Source organism: Enterococcus sp. AZ103 (genome assembly GCF_051714685.1).
Lineage (GTDB): Bacteria > Bacillota > Bacilli > Lactobacillales > Enterococcaceae > Enterococcus_A > Enterococcus_A alishanensis.
On the sequence record NZ_JBIOSI010000001.1, the window covers coordinates 129,824 to 146,979 of the forward strand.

The 17,156-nt window shown below is 33.6% G+C and carries 18 protein-coding genes; 1 reads left to right on the plus strand and 17 read right to left on the minus strand.

Annotation, left to right across the window (positions count from 1 at the left end):
- Positions 1-197: 197 nt before the first annotated feature.
- The 10 genes from ID741_RS00640 to ID741_RS00685 form a co-directional block, all read right to left on the minus strand.
- On the minus strand, positions 198-554 hold the full coding sequence (locus ID741_RS00640) for a hypothetical protein (RefSeq protein WP_438718734.1): 357 nt from the start codon (positions 552-554) through the stop codon (positions 198-200).
- Positions 555-748: 194 nt separating this feature from the next.
- Positions 749-1,885, minus strand: a complete 1,137-nt coding sequence (locus tag ID741_RS00645) for an RES family NAD+ phosphorylase (RefSeq protein WP_438718735.1) — start codon at positions 1,883-1,885, stop codon at positions 749-751.
- Positions 1,885-2,823, minus strand: a complete 939-nt coding sequence (locus tag ID741_RS00650) for a sce7725 family protein (protein WP_438718736.1) — start codon at positions 2,821-2,823, stop codon at positions 1,885-1,887. Before ID741_RS00650 ends, ID741_RS00645 begins: the two co-directional genes overlap by 1 nt.
- A 1-nt stretch (position 2,824) precedes the next feature.
- Positions 2,825-3,679, minus strand: coding sequence for a sce7726 family protein (locus tag ID741_RS00655; protein ID WP_438718737.1), 855 nt, complete (start codon positions 3,677-3,679; stop codon positions 2,825-2,827).
- 1,132 nt (positions 3,680-4,811) lie between these two features.
- The gene (locus ID741_RS00660) at positions 4,812-5,015 is read right to left on the minus strand and encodes a helix-turn-helix domain-containing protein (protein ID WP_218324395.1); all 204 of its coding nucleotides are present in this window, start codon (positions 5,013-5,015) and stop codon (positions 4,812-4,814) included.
- 4 nt (positions 5,016-5,019) lie between these two features.
- A complete protein-coding gene (locus ID741_RS00665; protein ID WP_438718738.1) occupies positions 5,020-5,565 on the minus strand; it encodes a hypothetical protein in 546 nt (181 codons plus the stop codon).
- 125 nt (positions 5,566-5,690) lie between these two features.
- Entirely contained in the window at positions 5,691-6,698 is a 1,008-nt protein-coding gene (locus tag ID741_RS00670; protein ID WP_218324393.1) for a lipoate--protein ligase, read from the minus strand.
- 11 nt (positions 6,699-6,709) lie between these two features.
- Positions 6,710-7,447 carry an MBL fold metallo-hydrolase gene (locus ID741_RS00675; RefSeq protein WP_438718739.1) on the minus strand — a complete coding sequence of 246 codons (738 nt, stop codon included), beginning with the start codon at positions 7,445-7,447 and terminating at the stop codon, positions 6,710-6,712.
- 12 nt (positions 7,448-7,459) lie between these two features.
- A complete protein-coding gene (locus ID741_RS00680) occupies positions 7,460-8,215 on the minus strand; it encodes a DUF975 family protein (protein ID WP_218324391.1) in 756 nt (251 codons plus the stop codon).
- 12 nt (positions 8,216-8,227) lie between these two features.
- Positions 8,228-9,304 (minus strand): M42 family metallopeptidase, encoded by a 1,077-nt coding sequence (locus ID741_RS00685; RefSeq protein ID WP_218324390.1) that lies wholly within the window; start codon positions 9,302-9,304, stop codon positions 8,228-8,230.
- A gap of 103 nt (positions 9,305-9,407) precedes the next feature.
- Here ID741_RS00685 and ID741_RS00690 point away from each other — a divergent pair, with 103 nt between their 5' ends.
- Positions 9,408-9,821 carry an NUDIX domain-containing protein gene (locus ID741_RS00690; RefSeq protein WP_438718740.1) on the plus strand — a complete coding sequence of 138 codons (414 nt, stop codon included), beginning with the start codon at positions 9,408-9,410 and terminating at the stop codon, positions 9,819-9,821.
- 34 nt (positions 9,822-9,855) lie between these two features.
- On the opposite strand, the gene dltD is transcribed toward ID741_RS00690, so the two are convergent.
- The 7 genes from dltD to ID741_RS00725 form a co-directional block, all read right to left on the minus strand.
- A complete protein-coding gene (dltD, locus tag ID741_RS00695; protein ID WP_438718741.1) occupies positions 9,856-11,112 on the minus strand; it encodes a D-alanyl-lipoteichoic acid biosynthesis protein DltD in 1,257 nt (418 codons plus the stop codon).
- On the minus strand, positions 11,112-11,351 hold the full coding sequence (gene dltC / locus ID741_RS00700) for a D-alanine--poly(phosphoribitol) ligase subunit DltC (protein WP_246601341.1): 240 nt from the start codon (positions 11,349-11,351) through the stop codon (positions 11,112-11,114). Before dltC ends, dltD begins: the two co-directional genes overlap by 1 nt.
- A 12-nt stretch (positions 11,352-11,363) precedes the next feature.
- Positions 11,364-12,572 carry a D-alanyl-lipoteichoic acid biosynthesis protein DltB gene (dltB, locus tag ID741_RS00705; protein ID WP_438718742.1) on the minus strand — a complete coding sequence of 403 codons (1,209 nt, stop codon included), beginning with the start codon at positions 12,570-12,572 and terminating at the stop codon, positions 11,364-11,366.
- Positions 12,569-14,083, minus strand: coding sequence for a D-alanine--poly(phosphoribitol) ligase subunit DltA (gene dltA / locus ID741_RS00710; protein WP_438718743.1), 1,515 nt, complete (start codon positions 14,081-14,083; stop codon positions 12,569-12,571). The genes dltB and dltA overlap by 4 nt, the downstream gene beginning before the upstream one ends.
- 14 nt (positions 14,084-14,097) lie before the next feature.
- A complete protein-coding gene (locus ID741_RS00715; protein WP_218324384.1) occupies positions 14,098-14,247 on the minus strand; it encodes a teichoic acid D-Ala incorporation-associated protein DltX in 150 nt (49 codons plus the stop codon).
- Positions 14,248-14,395: 148 nt separating this feature from the next.
- A complete protein-coding gene (locus tag ID741_RS00720; protein WP_438718744.1) occupies positions 14,396-16,396 on the minus strand; it encodes an FtsX-like permease family protein in 2,001 nt (666 codons plus the stop codon).
- Complete coding sequence (locus ID741_RS00725) at positions 16,386-17,153, minus strand: ABC transporter ATP-binding protein (RefSeq protein ID WP_438718745.1); 768 nt, start codon at positions 17,151-17,153, stop codon at positions 16,386-16,388. The genes ID741_RS00720 and ID741_RS00725 overlap by 11 nt, the downstream gene beginning before the upstream one ends.
- Positions 17,154-17,156 lie beyond the last annotated feature (3 nt).

Sequence of the window (17,156 nt, forward strand, 5' to 3'; positions counted from 1 at the left end):
CCAATGGGAAAATTGCTTAACACTTCTGACGTATCTGTTAAAGGAATCGAATCTTCCACACTCAATTCAATCGTTTTCCATTGAATTGAGGGCTGACATTATACTGATTCGCTTTTAACCATGACTTCAACCTTCTTTGCCGTATAGCTAGGTAATTGATTGAGAGTAATTGCCCCCTGCTCTTCCCAAATCATGAATTATGCCAAGGTATAGGTATCTAAATTGGGATTCACTTGATAGCCATAATAAGAAATCAAGGAAATTTTATCCTTTTCGGCAATGGTTAATTCTGAGGGTGCAAAGCCACCACCAGAACCTATATTCACGCCATGCTCGATACAACAAGCAGGTACCCCATCTGCTTGTTTCATGCCAACATATTTGTTTATCCAATGTAAACCACTAAATCGGCTCAGATACCAATTAGAAGCATAATTGGCGCCAGGCTGATCCGTTATAGTTGCATTTAACGACAAAATCGGATGAACATAAAAAGCAGCTACAATCGTCATCAGACAAAAAATTGTTGCTACTTTACGTGCTATACTATTCATATTTTTCTCCTTTTTGGTATTGTTTGAGATGTGTCTCCTTTATAGCGGGACTTCTTATGTTTGTTTTAATAGTTGCTTAGTTCTCTTTATAAAACACTCTTAAAATTATTGGTACCTACTTTTTTATTGTTCAATACCATAAAAAAAACCTGTCGAATTTATTATCAACAGGCAGAAATGATTATCACAGTATACTATCCAAAAATATATTTTACGTAACTAATTGATTTGGTTTCTTGATATATCAAATTTACTTCTGAGCTGTCAAACAGCATAAGGTTAAATCCAGTTTTACTAGCCGTGCTTCGATATTTTATTCCTTGATAGTACAATTTTTCTTCTCCAGTAATACTCCGTGCAAAATCACTAATATATTGAGTTGCCAGATAATCCGTAGCTTTATCTGAACTCCTTACAGGCCTTGCCAGTTCATCACTAATTTGTTTCAAAGCTTGTATATTTAGATAATATTTTAAAAATTCATCATAACCAAACGAAGATAAAGTATTAATTTGATCAAAATGAGTTAAATCTAATATACGGATTTTTTCACTAACTTCGAATTTTCCTATAGTTACTATATCATGTCTACTTGCTCTGATTTCACTGATAGCTGTTTCTTCTTCACTGCATAAGTATAATCTACTAATTCCTTCAGAATTTAACCTTCCAGCTGATGCTTTTCCGTCAGGTGGTGAACTTAAATCTTTTTCCCTAAACTTTTGTTGGCTATTGTTTATCCTACATCTAAAAAATATTTCACCTGATGCAACTGTTTCCTCAAAAAAAGACAGAAAAAACTCTAGATTCTTCAAGTTTATTTGTTGACTATGAAATCTATTTTTATATTTTATAGACCGAGTAAACTCATTCCAGTCATTATTATTTAACAAAAACAAACTGGGATCATGCATACTGGGTGATATTTCCTTAACACCCACTAAATCGTCAAATAATTGTGGTGAGGTTTCATACTTATCTGATAATAATGATATTAAAATATCTCTTACCAATGGCGGATTTAGTTTGTCTTTATTAAAAATATTCCATTTATAAAACAAAGAAACACTCAGAGGTTCTAACTCTCCCCTTGGGAAGTCTTCAGGTAAATTATCCTTATAAGAATAGATACTTAAAATTTCATTAAAGATATTTTTTATACCTTCAACTGTTTCTTTTTTCTCATAAAAACTATTTTCAGCAAGATAATTCGTATTGCATAAATAGACATCATTACTTTTACAAGTTGGACAATCTCCACGTTCATTTAGAGTTCGTATCATACCTTGAATTTCAGAATATTCACTAAAACAAAGTTCACAAAATAGCATCATTCAGGCTTCCCTTCAAGATACCAGTTAATTAACTCTAAATGATGCATTAAAGATAGTTTTTTTACAACACCTAGTCCAGGATAAGTTCCTAAATAAAAGTGATTAACCAGTTGACTTAAGCCCTCCGTTAACTTCATATTATCTTTGTTTTCCTCATACCATTCTACTAATTTTTCTAATGCCTCACCAAATTTTCCAGCAGGGTCATTTATGTCATCATTACTATCTGACACAAAATGTTTAATACGAAGTACATCTGCTTTATCAAAGTACACTATATGAATTGTTACAGCAACAGGAGCAAATCCAGAGTCTAGGTACTCTTCGCCAACAATAGAGTAGTCGGAAAAACCAACATATCCTTCAGCTTTATAATATAAATGATCATCAGAGAAGAATTCATCCGGAATTCCATTTTGATCTTTAGACACTTTTAAATAGTCCGCATTTCTTTTCTGTTTAACAAAGTTATCTCGTAAAATAACTCGATCAAATTCTAATAAAGTTCTTTTTATTCTGCTATCATCAGGAATTAAAGTAAATTTCGGTTTAATATTAAGCTTTTTCAAGGAATCTATATATCTTACTGAATCTGGTTTTTTTAAAATAGTGATTAGATTTTCTACTTTAACTTCAGAAAAAATATTATCACCAGTTACATTATCCATTAATATGGCATCCATATAAGTTTCTGTAGTGGGAAACAATGTTTTTTGATTTTCAATAGTTTTTTTGTAATTCCCTACCTCTGGATTCTTAATAACACCTAAAGAGTATCCTTTTAACGCATAGCTTTCAATTACTTTTGTAAACTGACTCGTTTCTTTCAACGGTTCAACAATCGGAATAAGCTTCCCCCCAATAAGACCATCTGTCAATAACTCTTTTAACGCAATCAATTCATATTGTTTACCTCTTAAATACGGAAAATACATTTTATTCCTCCTTTGGTATACTATAATCTAAAAATCTCAAAAGACTATCATATTCAAAATCATCATATTCAGAAAAATAAACTAATGACTTCAATTCATAGGGTATTTCGTTTAAAAATTTTTCTTGATTAGAAATCTTCACTCTTTTTTTTAAGAGAATCAATATCTGCTTATAAATGTCTTCTATTGGCATTTTTTCAAAAAGTTTAAAGCACTCCTTGTAATATATAAACTGGTTTGTCATTGGTAGGGCTTTATAATATCCCAGTAAAATTTCTTCAAACTCTTTTTTTCTTAACATTTTAAACATAGTAGAATAATCTAGGGATTCTTTGTTCTCAACTGCTTCTTTTACTGTGCTTATAGTTTCACGTTCTGTTAAAACACATATTCCAATTGTAGTATTTTCGTATTTTTCTAAAACTTTATCTAGATGTTTTTTACTGGTAACTACAGATACATGATCAAAAGCTTTGTAATAATCATTTATCTGATTGTCCAATCTATCCAGATTATCTAACTCCGTTTTTATCTCATAGACAACTGCCTTACCATTTATCAGTACAAAGTCAGCTTTCGAATTTCCAATTCCTAATTCAGTCAGAGCAGTAGTAGTGTTTAAACTATGCCTACCTATAAGCAATTTATTAAGCAAAGTATTCTTATAAAAGTATTCGTTCCTATACTCTTTTCCTGAAAATTTATATAAAGATGAAAGTGCTTCTTGATTATTCCGCCATTCAAAATTACCTTTGTACCTGTTAATACATTTAGTTAAAGTTGTACTTCTTTGATTGATAGCCATATCTTTTAATGTATTTTGCGAGAATAATCTATTAATAAGCAAATGATTCATCAACATTCACCTCACTATTTCATTGTTATTATAGCATAAAAAATACACACTTTTTGCCCCATACAATTCAATCTTTCGCATTCAAAATAAACTTATAAATTCCTAAGACTACTTCTACTTTAGCTGTTGACTAGTTTAATTTCTATTATTCAACACCTGTTAAATCCTAGATAATTTGAGTTTCCTATTCAAAAAATTAAAAAATAATTTCTTAATTTTTTTGTCTGTTTTAGTATCTCTGCTACTATATTATTGTATATTCACACAACTAATTTAAAAGTCTTTTAACAAGATCAAAGATTGTCTGAAAAAATATGACATTTTTTATTCTGGATATTTAATCTTCTAGATTCTACTACTAGGGTTTCGCTAAATATAAATTTCTTCCGATCTGATGAAATGAGAGTAAGATAAAAAAATCTCACTTTTCAACTGAGAATAATCATAACTATAATCAATTAACATAACTCCAAACAAAAAAGGTACGTTAAATATATCCTATTTCAAAATATTAAATTTTAGCTTTTTCTATTCATCCTTGCTAACTTAAAATAGTCTTCATTGCACTTTTTATATTCTCATAGTTAAATAGAGATAAAGAATTCTACAAACATATTTGATTACCATTTTGAAATCTAACTAACTAAAAAAGATACATCCATTTTTTGAATGTGCATAATCTACGTGTATTCAATCTTCTTTTGAGCTAACAGTTCTGCTAACGACTTGCTAACACTTTTTTTGATATTTTAGCTTATTTGCTATCACAAAATACCATTTGTAGGATTTGTAAAACGGTTGTAAGCATTGATTTAACAACTCTTAATTACATTTCAGACCACTAGAAGATAATTGGATGATTTTACTTCTAAGCGGACGGTCGGGGGTTCGAATCCCTCCTGGCACGTACTTGAAGATTTATCTATTTAAAAAAAATGTTGGTTGATTGTGAAATTGACCAACATTTTTTTATTTGCCCCACTCACCTATAACAAATTAAGATCCTTCTCCAGCAACTACTTTTTCAAATTGTAGCTTAATCCAAAGTTGAGATAAGTTAAACAATTGTAAAACGAAAAAAGCTATTTATCCCCGTAAAATACTGAAAATAAATAGCTTTATAAAAATAATTTTATTCTCTTATCCATTCAACAATTTCCCCAGGTTGACAATCCAAAACTTCGCATATTTTTTCCAATGTATTAAAACGAATTCCTTTAGCCTTTCCTGTTTTTAAAATAGACAAATTGGCTGGCGTAATACCGATTTTTTCTGCCAATTCTTTGGAAGTGACACCCTTTTCTAACATGATTCGATCTAAATTTATTTTAATCATAGGCTCACACAATCTCTTCGTTTTCTTGACGAATTCGAGAGCCTTCCTTAAAGACGATATATAAAGTGTAAATTCCTGCCAATTGGAAAACTGAATTAATCAGATTTTCCCAGAATGATGGAATACTAGCTGAAATTATTTGACCACCTAAAAAATGAAGCATCGTTTCAATTAAAAAGGTCATGACAATTAGCATAAGATATCGAAATAGAATACGCTTAATCGATAAAATACTATTATCTGAAAAAGGTTTGCCATCATTGATATTCTCTAACAAATGCCGGAAACTACCAGCTAAAAGAAATTGGGTTATACACAATAAAATAAAGGCTAGAACAAAAAATTCTGTTAGTATCAACCCATTCATTGGACTAAAATTTTTTTCTTCAAAGCTTAACCCTAATAAAACTATACCATCCCCTTGTGCTTCAGGAATCCCTTGAAAAGGAATCGTAAAAAGTTGAATTAAAAAATAAAAAACACCAAACCCAATAACCAATTGCATCACAAAGAACACCATCGCCAAAATAAAAATCGTCACCTTTTTCATTTTTGCCACTTCCTTATCCCTTTAATATAATTATTGTAAAACGATATCAAATTATTGTCAAACAATATTTCGATATTGTTTAAGAATAATAAAAAAAGTGGACAAAATATTGTCCACTCTAACTTTTAAGCAATTAATTCTAGTAAATCTTCTTTCGTAATATTCCCAAAGTAATGTCCAACATCGATTGTATCAATCACTTCTTTCAAAGCTTCTTTACTATATTTAGTGCCGACCAGTTTATCTTCGACGTCTTTGATTTCTCCTAAACCGAAAAAGTCACCAAAGATTTTAGCTTCTTTGATTTCACCATCGGCAACATTCAAACGAATTTCAACGGAGCCAATTGGGAAACGTTTTTGACGTTCTAAGTTAAATTCTGGTGAACGGCCATAATTCCAATCCCAGTTACGATAGTATTCGTCTGAAATTTGATTGATTTTTTTCCAATCATCCTTAGTTAATTCATAAGTGTTGATTTGGTCAACATGATCAACCCCAAAAATTTGTAACAGAATGGCTTGACGGAAATCTTCAGTCGACATATTTTGATTTTCTTCAGGTAAAAATGGTTTGACGTTAGTTACCCGAGAACGAATTGATTTAATTCCTTTAGATTCAATCTTATCTTTTTTTACTTTTAGCGCGTTAACGACTTCATTAATATCAGAATCAAACATGATTGTTCCGTGGGCAAACATGCGACCATTTGTTGAATACATCGCGTTACCTGAGAATTTTTGATCATCAATCACTAGATCATTACGGCCTTTTAAATGAGCCCCTTGAATTCCAAGATTGTGTAGTGCTTCCACGATAGGTTCTGTTAATTTTTTGAAGTCTCGGAAAGAATTGCCATCATCTGGCATAATAAAACTGAAATTCAAATTTCCATAGTCATGATAAACGGCGCCACCACCAGATAATCGACGGACAACAATAATGCCATTTTCATCCACATAATCTTGATTAATTTCTTCAATCGTATTTTGATTGCGACCAATAATAATCGACGGTTGATTGATATAAAATAATAAAATAGGTTCCGTCAAAGGCATATTTTTTAATAAATAAGTTTCAATCGCTAAGTTAACTCGTGGATCTCTTTCTTGATCATTTGGTACATAAAGCATCGTTTCATCTCCTAAATGATAAATTTTTTATGGGGTTGGGCCAAGACCACTGGAATCTCTCCACTAGCAACTTGCGCTTGTTGGCGAAGCTCCTCCAGATTACCAATTTGCGGTAAGTGAGTTAGCACTAATTTTTTCGCATGGGCATTTTTTGCAAACGTTCCAGCTTCTTGAGGTGTAAAATGCGCTTTATGGTGTTCATTGCCGTTAAATAAATAAGTGTCAGCTAAAAATAAATCGGCATCTTTTGCGAACTGATTAAAGCTCTCTAAGTAACCAGAATCACCGGTAAAGACAAAGATGGCGCCCGTTTTTATTTCTACAAACCGCATGGCATAACAAGGAACCGGATGAATAGTTTTCATAAAGGTAACAAGAAATGGGCCCAATTTCAATTCTTCTGATTCAAAGTAAGGACGACCTTCAGAAATACCCTCCATCGTCAAATCATTGAAATGAAATTCGTCTTCTGTATGACCATAAATCGGTAATATCGGTTTTGGCACTTCAGTTGGAAAAAGCTGCCAATAATATTGCAACACCCCTAAATCAGCAATATGATCGTGATGATAATGGCTCAAAATAACTGCATCTAAAGCTAATGGATCTAACTCTTTTTCTAATTCCACCAAAGTACTACTACCGGCATCAATTAATAAATTAAAGCCATCCGCTTGTAGTAAAAAACTAGTAGTTCCTTGACCATCATAAGGATAGGCACCAAGACATCCTAGAACTGTCAGTTCCATTAAAATTCCCCCTTACAGTAATTTTTCTTTGACGGCTTGATCATAAAAAGCCGCACTGGCTGTTTGCGCGTAAGCTGCTGCAAAAAAGACTCCCACAAAAAGAGCGATAAAACCTAAGATAAACCAACCGATAAATGACAGTTGCAATAAAATATATTTACCCCAGCGATCTTTCATTAAATACCATGCCCGCGCAAAGCACTCTTTTAGACTTAACTCTGGATAATCAAAACTCACCCATACCGCAAAATTAAATAATACGCTAATAACAACTCCAATAACTAAATACAACAGTAATAGTATCACTGCTAAACTTGCAAAACCTAAACTCATCACAGAGTCAACCGTATATTGAGTAACACGTGAACCGAAAAGCATATTAAGATAGACAGCCATACCGCTGCTTAATAAAATTGGTATGAAAATAACTAAACCGATAACATATTGAACGATTTGTGAAATCAAATGAACGAAAAGCATTTTTGAATAATATGGTTTTTGAAAAACAACAAACAGCATACTAATATCAGCTTTACCACCACGAGCCACGTATAAGCCTAGAAAATTTTGGGCATAAGAAAAGGCGAAACCAATCGTACAAAGTAAAATAAAAGCCGCCAACGACCGAGCCGATTCACTATTAAATACAGTCGATACTTGTTGAACAACAGTTGTTAAAATGGCGATTAAGAAAATAAAAGCTGCCATCTTCAGCCATTGTCCTTGCAATCTATTTTTTGCTGTTTCTTTAAAATTACTAATTGTCATTTTTTCTCTCCTCTAATAACTTTTTATTTTATTAACAACATCATTGTTTAAGCGAGCAACCACTTCTGTCACTAATTTTACCGTATTAAAATAATCATCTTCATGAATAATTGAAGTATGAGAATGCAAGTACCGCACTGGAACTGTAATTGCTAAAGAAGGGACGCCGTCACGAGTCAAGTGCATTTGACCAGCATCTGTCCCACCACCAGCAATAACGGTATATTGAAACGGAATATTTAATTCTTCTGCCACATCAATTACAAAATCCAATAATTTTTTATGAGGAATCATTGATGCATCAAAAATTAAAATTTGCGGTCCTTTTCCTAAAACAGAATCAGCTTCTTTTGGTGACATTCCTGGAGTATCTCCAGCAGTTCCCGTATCCAAAGCAAAAGCAATATCCGGGTTAACTAAATGAGTACTAGTTCGTGCTCCACGTAAGCCAACTTCTTCTTGCACATCACTGCCAGCAAATAAAACATTGCTGTGATCACGTTTAGATAGGTTTTCCAATACTCGTAAAGCAATCGCCGTACCAATTCGATTGTCCCAAGCTTTTGCCAATAAAAATTTGGAATGATTCATGCGTTTATACGAAATATATGGCGTAATCATATCTCCCGGACGAATACCCCATTCTTGCGCTTCTTCAAGACTACTTGCGCCAATATCAATAAACATATCTTTCACATCATATGGTTTTTTTCGAGCTTCCATAGACAACACATGAGGCGGTTTTGATCCAATAACTCCGTGGATATAATCACCTTGACGGGTTTTAATTTCAACTTCTTGTGCTAGCATGACTTGATTCCACCAGCCGCCAATTGTTTGAAATTCAATAAAACCTTTTTCAGTAATTTTTGTTACCATAAAACCAACTTCATCCATATGTCCTGATATAAAAATTTTCGGTCCACCAGCACCTTGTTTTGCAATCACACTACCTAAATTATCAAAAAAGATATCGTCAGCAAATGGCTGTGCGTAGGTTTTAAAAATTTCTCTGACTTCATCTTCGTTCCCAGCAATGCCACGAGCAGAAGTTAAATCAATCAATAATTGTTCTTCTTTCTCTTCCATTTTATCTCCTCCTTAGAAAACTTCTATTTAAAAAGTATACCATTGTCAAAAAATAATGCGTAGAATAAACTATGTGTAAAAAAATATACTGGGGGAGCTTATAATGACAAGAACTTTAGCAATCGAATTAACCATGATGTGCTTAATTAAAAACACTCAAGGACAATACTTAATCCAAAATAGAACAAAATCAGATTGGCCTGGTTGGACTTTTCCTGGTGGGCATGTTGAAAAAGATGAAAGTATCATGGCTGCAACAATCAGAGAAATAAAAGAAGAAACGGGTTTATCAGTACAACCGATACTAGCTGGTACCGCCGAATGGAATAATCTCACAAAAGAAACCCGTGAATTGGCTTTTTTATTTACAGCTGAAACCCATGAAACTATTAATCAATCAGCAGAATTATTTTGGATAACAAAAGAAGAATTATTGACCCATCAATTAGCAGGAACTTTGTCTGATTTATTACCAATATTTTTAGGGGAACTGGATACTATTTATTTTGAAGTTTAAAAAAGGAAATGGCTTTCGGACCATTTCCTCAATTTTATTTAATTGTCGCTGGATTTTGTTGTTGCCATTTTTTACTTAAGAAATATGCATTATTCATTTGATAATTTTGGGCTTCCTGTTTGTTCCCTTTTAAGAATGGTGCAATTTTTTGATCAGCTGCTAACCAACCTTGCCAACCTAAATGAATCGTATCTTGCATGAAATAGTTGGTATTGTTGTCGTTAGTGAAATCAGCAATATTGTTAAAGCCTTGTGATTGCAGCTGATATTTAATTTTAGTACTAAATTGTTGTAACATTTCTTGAGACAAGCCAGTGTATTTAGACCATTTACCGTTAACTGGCGGAATGATGAATAAGACATCCGCATGTTCTTTAGCCAATTGATCTAAAGCCAATTGAAAATCAGAAAATTCTTTTGAATAGCGATAATCCAATTTGTTTTGCTTATTCCGCAATTCTGGCAAATGTTTTCTTAACCCACGGAAAAATTTATTTTGAATCTGCAACGAATTATCAGAAGTTTGTTCGCTCCCAATTTTGTTGGCTAGTTTTTTCAAATCGGCTTCATTATATTGATCCGGTAACTGTTTGGCACTAGCATCAATTTGTTTTTGCTTGCTTCTTAAACCAATCGTTGAAAATAATTCATCTTCACGACTAAATAAGTTTAGTTTTAACTGGGAAATACTTTTATCAAAAGTACTAGGTAGTTTCCCCGCAGCAACATTTCTCAACATTTCATCAGTTCGGGCATCCTTTACTTTATACTGAACTAAACGTTTAGCTAAGTAGCGGTCACTTTCATCAATTTTTTTTAAATGTAACAGCCAATTTAAGGTTTGTTCCGGTGAATAATAAGCTTGAAAATATGCTTGTTTCAAACCGTCCCGCACAAACCATTGTGGAGAGATAACAAAAACTACTTTTCGATTTTTTAAATCATTGCCCAATGACTGCATCATCATAAATTGTGCCATTGACTGTGTACCTGGTGCACCTAATAAAAACGGTGTGTAACCTCGTTGATATTTTTCCGCTAAAACAGACGGATGAAAAGGACTGATTCGGCTCAATTCAGATGACCCAAAAAAAGGAACATATTGATCAGTACTAAGAGCCTGTTTTTTGACGTCGTCTCCTCTTAAAATATTTCCCGACATGGAACTAGCAGCCTCTTTTAATAAAGCCGGATCATGTTGGTTGATTTTAACCGGTGAAAAGAATAAAACGACAATCAAGACCGCAGCTAAAATGACTGGCCCAAAAATACTAAAAAGTTGCTTTTTCATTATTCTTGTAAAGCTTTCACTTGTTGAATAATTTTATTCGGTGTACTCCAGTTGTCGCGGTCAAACTCAGACACCGGTACGTTGACGCCTAACTGTCCTTCTAATTCTACTAATAATTGTACGGTAGCCAGTGAATCCATCAAACCTTCAGCAAAAACATCCACATCTGGATTGTCTCTTACTTCGTCACTACCTGTTAAATCTTCTAAAATTGCAAATACTGTTTCTTCCATGTTCAATCGCTCCCTATTTTAAAAATGGTGGAAAAATAATTTATCTAAAAAGCCTGAGAAAATCAAAAAGCTAAAAATCACTGCATGAAAAGTTAATACTACTGCAAAAGCATGGGTAAACTTGTTTGATGGCAGCTTTTTCTTGTGCTTTTTCTTGAATCGCAACCATGCATCTGTCACACAGATTAAAGTCGCATGGTAAAAACCATACAAAATGTAATACCAAGTTAAGCCGTGCCAGACACCCATAATTAAAAACAAAGCAAAGTAACCGACATTTGAAGCGACGATTCGACTTTTGAAAACTTTCTTCTTAATCAAGGTGAACATCAAGCGCATATAAATATAATCACGAAACCAAAAAGACAAAGTCATGTGCCAACGATTCCAAAATTCTTTAATATTCCAAGATAGGAAAGGTTTATTAAAGTTAATTGGCGTATCATACCCCATAAGCTTACTGGTCCCAATTGCAAAATAACTATAACCTGCAAAATCAAAGAACAAATACATACTATAAACGTACATATAAGCAACTAAATACCAAGAGACACCGCCTTCAGCTAAAGCTCTAAAAGAAACTACTGGCAGCAATACCTGTCCAAAAAAATACCCAATTAAAAACTTATAAAGAAAACCCATAAAAATATCATGAATCCCTCGTTGTAAAAAAGGCAGGTAATCTTCTCGGGTAGGTGGATTCTTTAAATCTTTTTCAAAACGACGATAACGATCAATTGGTCCTGACGAAATAGTAGGAAAGAACAACAGAAATTTTATATACGTCAAAGGACTATATTCTTTGATCACACCATCTCGCATTTCCATAATGATTTGAACCGACTTAAAGGTCAGATATGAAATCCCTAAAAATCCAAAAATCGAATTATTGCCTGCTTCAAATAATGGCGTCACTTTCACAAAAATCAGAGGGACAATACTTAATAAAACTGCCCCGTAAAAAACCCATTGATGATTGGCTTTTTGACGATAGCGAAAATATAGTTCCACCAAAATACTTTGAAAAATCACATAAAAAATTAAAGCCAAACCTTGCCGATAATCTTTTCCGCCAAATGAAACAAATAAGAAAAACAAGGTTATCAGTGATTGGTATATATTTAAACGTCGCCCATTTAATAAGGCAATCATTATTGGTAATAAGGCTACCAGTAACATCACAAAGTAAATCGGTGAAGCATAAGGCACCATATGTGGAATAATCATGGGCGATTCACCTCGTTGATTAAGCCTTTACGGTCAATTTTTCCGTTGGCTGTTCGGGGGATTTGATCTACATAAATAAATTTCTGGGGAATCATGTAGTCCATCACTCCTTGGCTTAATTCAGCTTTGATGGCTTTGGTCAATTGATAATCTTTAGCAAAATCATTTGAATTTGCTACGACAAAGGCAACTAACTGTTGCACTTTGTGATCTTGATATTTTGGTACCACCGTTGCCTGTTTCACATAAGAAACTTTTTCTAAATGATGATCAATATCTTCCAGTTCAATTCGAAAACCATGTAATTTGACTTGAAAATCAATTCGACCTTCATATTCTAGCAAGCCATCGACAGTTAATTTCCCGCTATCTCCTGTTTTATAAGCGGGCACCCCATCAATCGTTAGAAAAGCCGCAGCTGTTTTCTCGGGATTATTTAAATATCCTTTGGAAACACTAGGACCTTTAATCACGATTTCACCAATTTGATCGGCTAGTTGTAACTCGTCTTCATCAATAATTAATAACTCCGTATCTTCTTTCACATAACCGATGGGTACACGGTCATATTGTGTCAAAATTTCTGGTGTAATCAACACTTGCGAAATAGCTACAGTAGCCTCAGTAGGTCCGTAAGTATTAAAAATTTTCGCATTAGGGAACCGACGTAACAGTTCTTCTGCCGTTTTCCGTGTCAGTTCTTCGCCACAAAATTGAAAAATTTCAAGGGACGGTACATGTTCTCCATCAAAGTCTTTTTCCATTAAACAAATATCCATGAAAGACGGCGTCGACACCCAAATATTCAAATCTAGACTAGGTAGAAATGAAAATAATTTAGGAAAATCATTGATAATTGTTTTATCCATCGGTACCAAAGTACCACCACTAGTTAAAGCCGGATAAATACTCATTACTGACAAATCAAATGAGTATGGTGCCTGTGACAAAAATCGTTTTCCCGAAGCAATACCAAAATCTTGTAGATCCCAATTTAGGAAGCTGCTTAAATTATCATGACTAATCTGCACTCCTTTGGGCACACCAGTTGTACCGGAAGTGAAAATGATATAGTAATTTTCGTCACGAGTTACCGGTGTCGCTACAAAATTCTCTACTTTTGCTTGAAAAATTTGTTTCAAATCAAAGGGAGTCACGATAGTTAACTCTGTCTCTAATGCACTAGGCCAATCATCAACTGCGATAATCAATTGCGGTTGTGCCACATTCAAAATTAATTCAACTCGTTCTTGTGGTGTATTGGCTTCAATAGGAATATAGGCTACTCCTGTTTTTGAAACGGCTAAAAAGGCTGCTAACATTTCAAATTCTAATTCACCGTAGACGACCACTGGTGCTTTTGTTTTCAAATGATGCTGTAAAAAACTTGCCAAACTGTCCGAAGATTGTCGTAGGGTTTGATAAGTAAAACTTTCTGTCTCTGATTGATAAACTAAATTATCAGGAAATTCTTCCGCTAGGGCATCAATCGTTGCCACAATATTCTTCATAATAAACCCCTCCCCTAAAATTCGTTATAGATAAAATTCCCACCTTGAATACTCTTGTAATGATATAAATAAATCAAAACTAGGAAGATGGCAAAATAGAAAAGCGTACGACCAATAAAGCTCAGCCAATATTTCGTCTTGGGTTTATTTAGCCAGACTTTCATTTTATCTACCTCCTTATTGATACTTATTATAATCTCTTCAAAGAACAGCTCCATTGATTGTCCTTACACAATAAGCTGGTCAACGAACGTTTTTGTCACATCAAAAAAACGATCCGAAATAACTTCGAATCGCTTCAAAATATTTTTATTAAATAAGCCGTTTTTGATATTGGCAAATCCCCCAGTAAAATATGAAGTAAATAATTAACAAAACACCACAGAAAAGATAAACAAACCAATAGCTAGCATTAGCCACCAATTGTTGAAAAACTAGGATAGCAAAGCAACTATGCAGTAAACCAATCGCCGCAGTTGGGAAAAATACTACAAAATTTTCACGATAAATTTGTTTAACTAAATAATTGTTAGGAATACCCATCTGTTTTAATAGCTTAATCCGATCGCGTTTTTGCGGTAAGTCAGATAATTGTCGCATACTTGCCGTACTAGCCATCGTCACAATAAAAGTCACCACCACAAAAGTCATCATAAATAGCAATAATCCCACTTGATTTCTAGTTGAACGATAGATTTCTGATTTTGAGACGTAATTAATCCGGTAAGCCGCATTTTCTTGATTCTCTTCCGTTCTGGATACTTCACCGCTTAATTTATTATTATGCCATTCTAAATTTTCTTTAATTGGATCAATCCATTTTGAAGTCAGTTTTTGATCGATGATTTTTTGTAAAACCATCGTCTCATTATTAGCTACATTAACTGCAGCTAATTTGTACGAAACACCAGAAATAGCTTGGTAAGTTTCATCTGAAACAACAATAATCTCTTGCCCTAAGCGTAAACTCGTATCACCTAAGTAATTAGTCTCCACTCCTTTTACCTGCAATACCCGATCGGCTAAATGAATCTTACTACTATATTTTATATAATCCTTTAAAATTGATTGAACTGGTGTAAACATAATTGCTTGATTGCCAGACAAATCAACTTTTGCTAACTGTGGATTTATTTTTCTAAAACGAAGATAATTTGATTGACTGATTAAATCAAAAAGTTGTGGCTTTTCATCGGTTCCTTCACCAACAATCCGCAATGTTTGCTGACCACCCACTAGTTTAAGGCTTAAAATAGTCGCTTGATAGCCACTTAACTGGCTGACTTCATTTTTTATTGTTTGATAATTTTCTTGATCAATCATTAAAGACACTGGTGCAAATTCCCGAATATTATTCATTGATAAAGAAACTACTGCCGTCGTCGCGCCTAAAAATGCCAATGCTAAACCCAATAAAATCGTCATTGTTCCAGCTAAACGCCAATTTTTATAGTAATAGGCGAGGTTCTCACTGCGAGTCAATATTTTTAAATCACGATAAACACTGTCTACTTTTCGTTTTTGGTAATAGGGTAAAGTACAAGCAAAAAATAAATAGGTTCCAATAATACAAATAACAAAAATAATCAGCATGATTACTAAAATCGATTCCACTAAATAAAATTTTCCAACCGCTATTTGAACAATTCTTAAAAAGAAGATGGCGCTCCCCCAACCAACAGCCAAGAAAACAATCCCTAAAATTGCAGTGATTTTCTGAAATCTTTTTTTTCGATTTAATTGAGGAAAAGAAATTTTCTGATTTTCCCAAGAAAATTTAAAACTAGAAACTAACCACAACGTTTGAATTGCTACTAGCAGTAATAAGAAAATTAAAACTGTAGCTGTTGAGGTGATGGCTTCAAATGAAACAAAAAAATCAACTGCGATATTCAATCCCATTGCAAAAACTAAGATCATACTTAATAATTTTGAAAAAAGCATTCCTAAAGCAATCCCAATAATAAAGGAAATCCCCCCTAAGAGTAGCAATTCAAAGGCAAACCATAGATAGATTTGATAAAATTTCAAGCCAAACAAATGAAAGATTGAAATGTCTTTACGGCGATTTTCGATAAAAAAACGATTGGTCGTCAACATGAAATAAACTAAGATAAAGACAATTGCCACAATGCCCAAAGTTAAAACTGAAACTACCTGAGCATTGTTCCCAGCTGTTTGGATAATCGGCTGCTCTTTGGTAATCGTCACAAAAGAATAATAAAGCATCACGGCAAAAATCATACTAACTAAAAACAATAAATAGTTGCTTAACTGTCGAACAAAACCACGCCACATTAATTTAATCAGCATTGGCGCGCCCTCCTCCTCCAATCGTTGCTTGCATATCAATCACTTTTTCAAAAAATTCTTTACGAGAAGATCGTCGGACAATTTCAGAGAAAAAACGACCGTCTTTAATAAACAAAACCCGATTACAATAACTAGCGGTGTAAGGATCATGAGTCACCATTAATATAGTTGTGTTTTCCTGTAAGTTGATTTCGGCTAGGTAATTTAAAAACTCAGTAGCCATCTTAGAATCTAGCGCACCAGTAGGTTCATCCGCTAACAAGATTGGTTGTCGCGCCACTAAAGCTCGAGCCGCAGCAGTCCGCTGTCTTTGCCCCATCGAAACTTCTTCAGGATAATGATCTAAAATGTCATAAATTCCTAATATTTTCGCCAGTTCCTCAACTCTATTCATCATTTCATCCGTAGATAGTTTTGAAACTGTCAAAGGCAAAACAATATTGTCTCTTAGTGTCAGACTATCAATCAAATGAAATTCTTGAAATATAAAACCTAGATTCTCCCGCCGAAAATCGGTTAATTTGTTTTCTCGCATGCGAGTGATATCCTGCTGATTGATTCTCACTTGACCCATCGTTGGAGTGGCGATAGTGGCCAGTATATTCATTAAAGTAGTTTTACCGGCACCACTAGGACCCATGATGCCAACAAACTCACCTTTTTCAATTGAAAAATTCAAATCATCTAAAATAGTCATTTTATTTTTTCGATTACCAAAAGTTTTAGTAAGATGTTGCACTTCAATTAATTTTTCCATTGA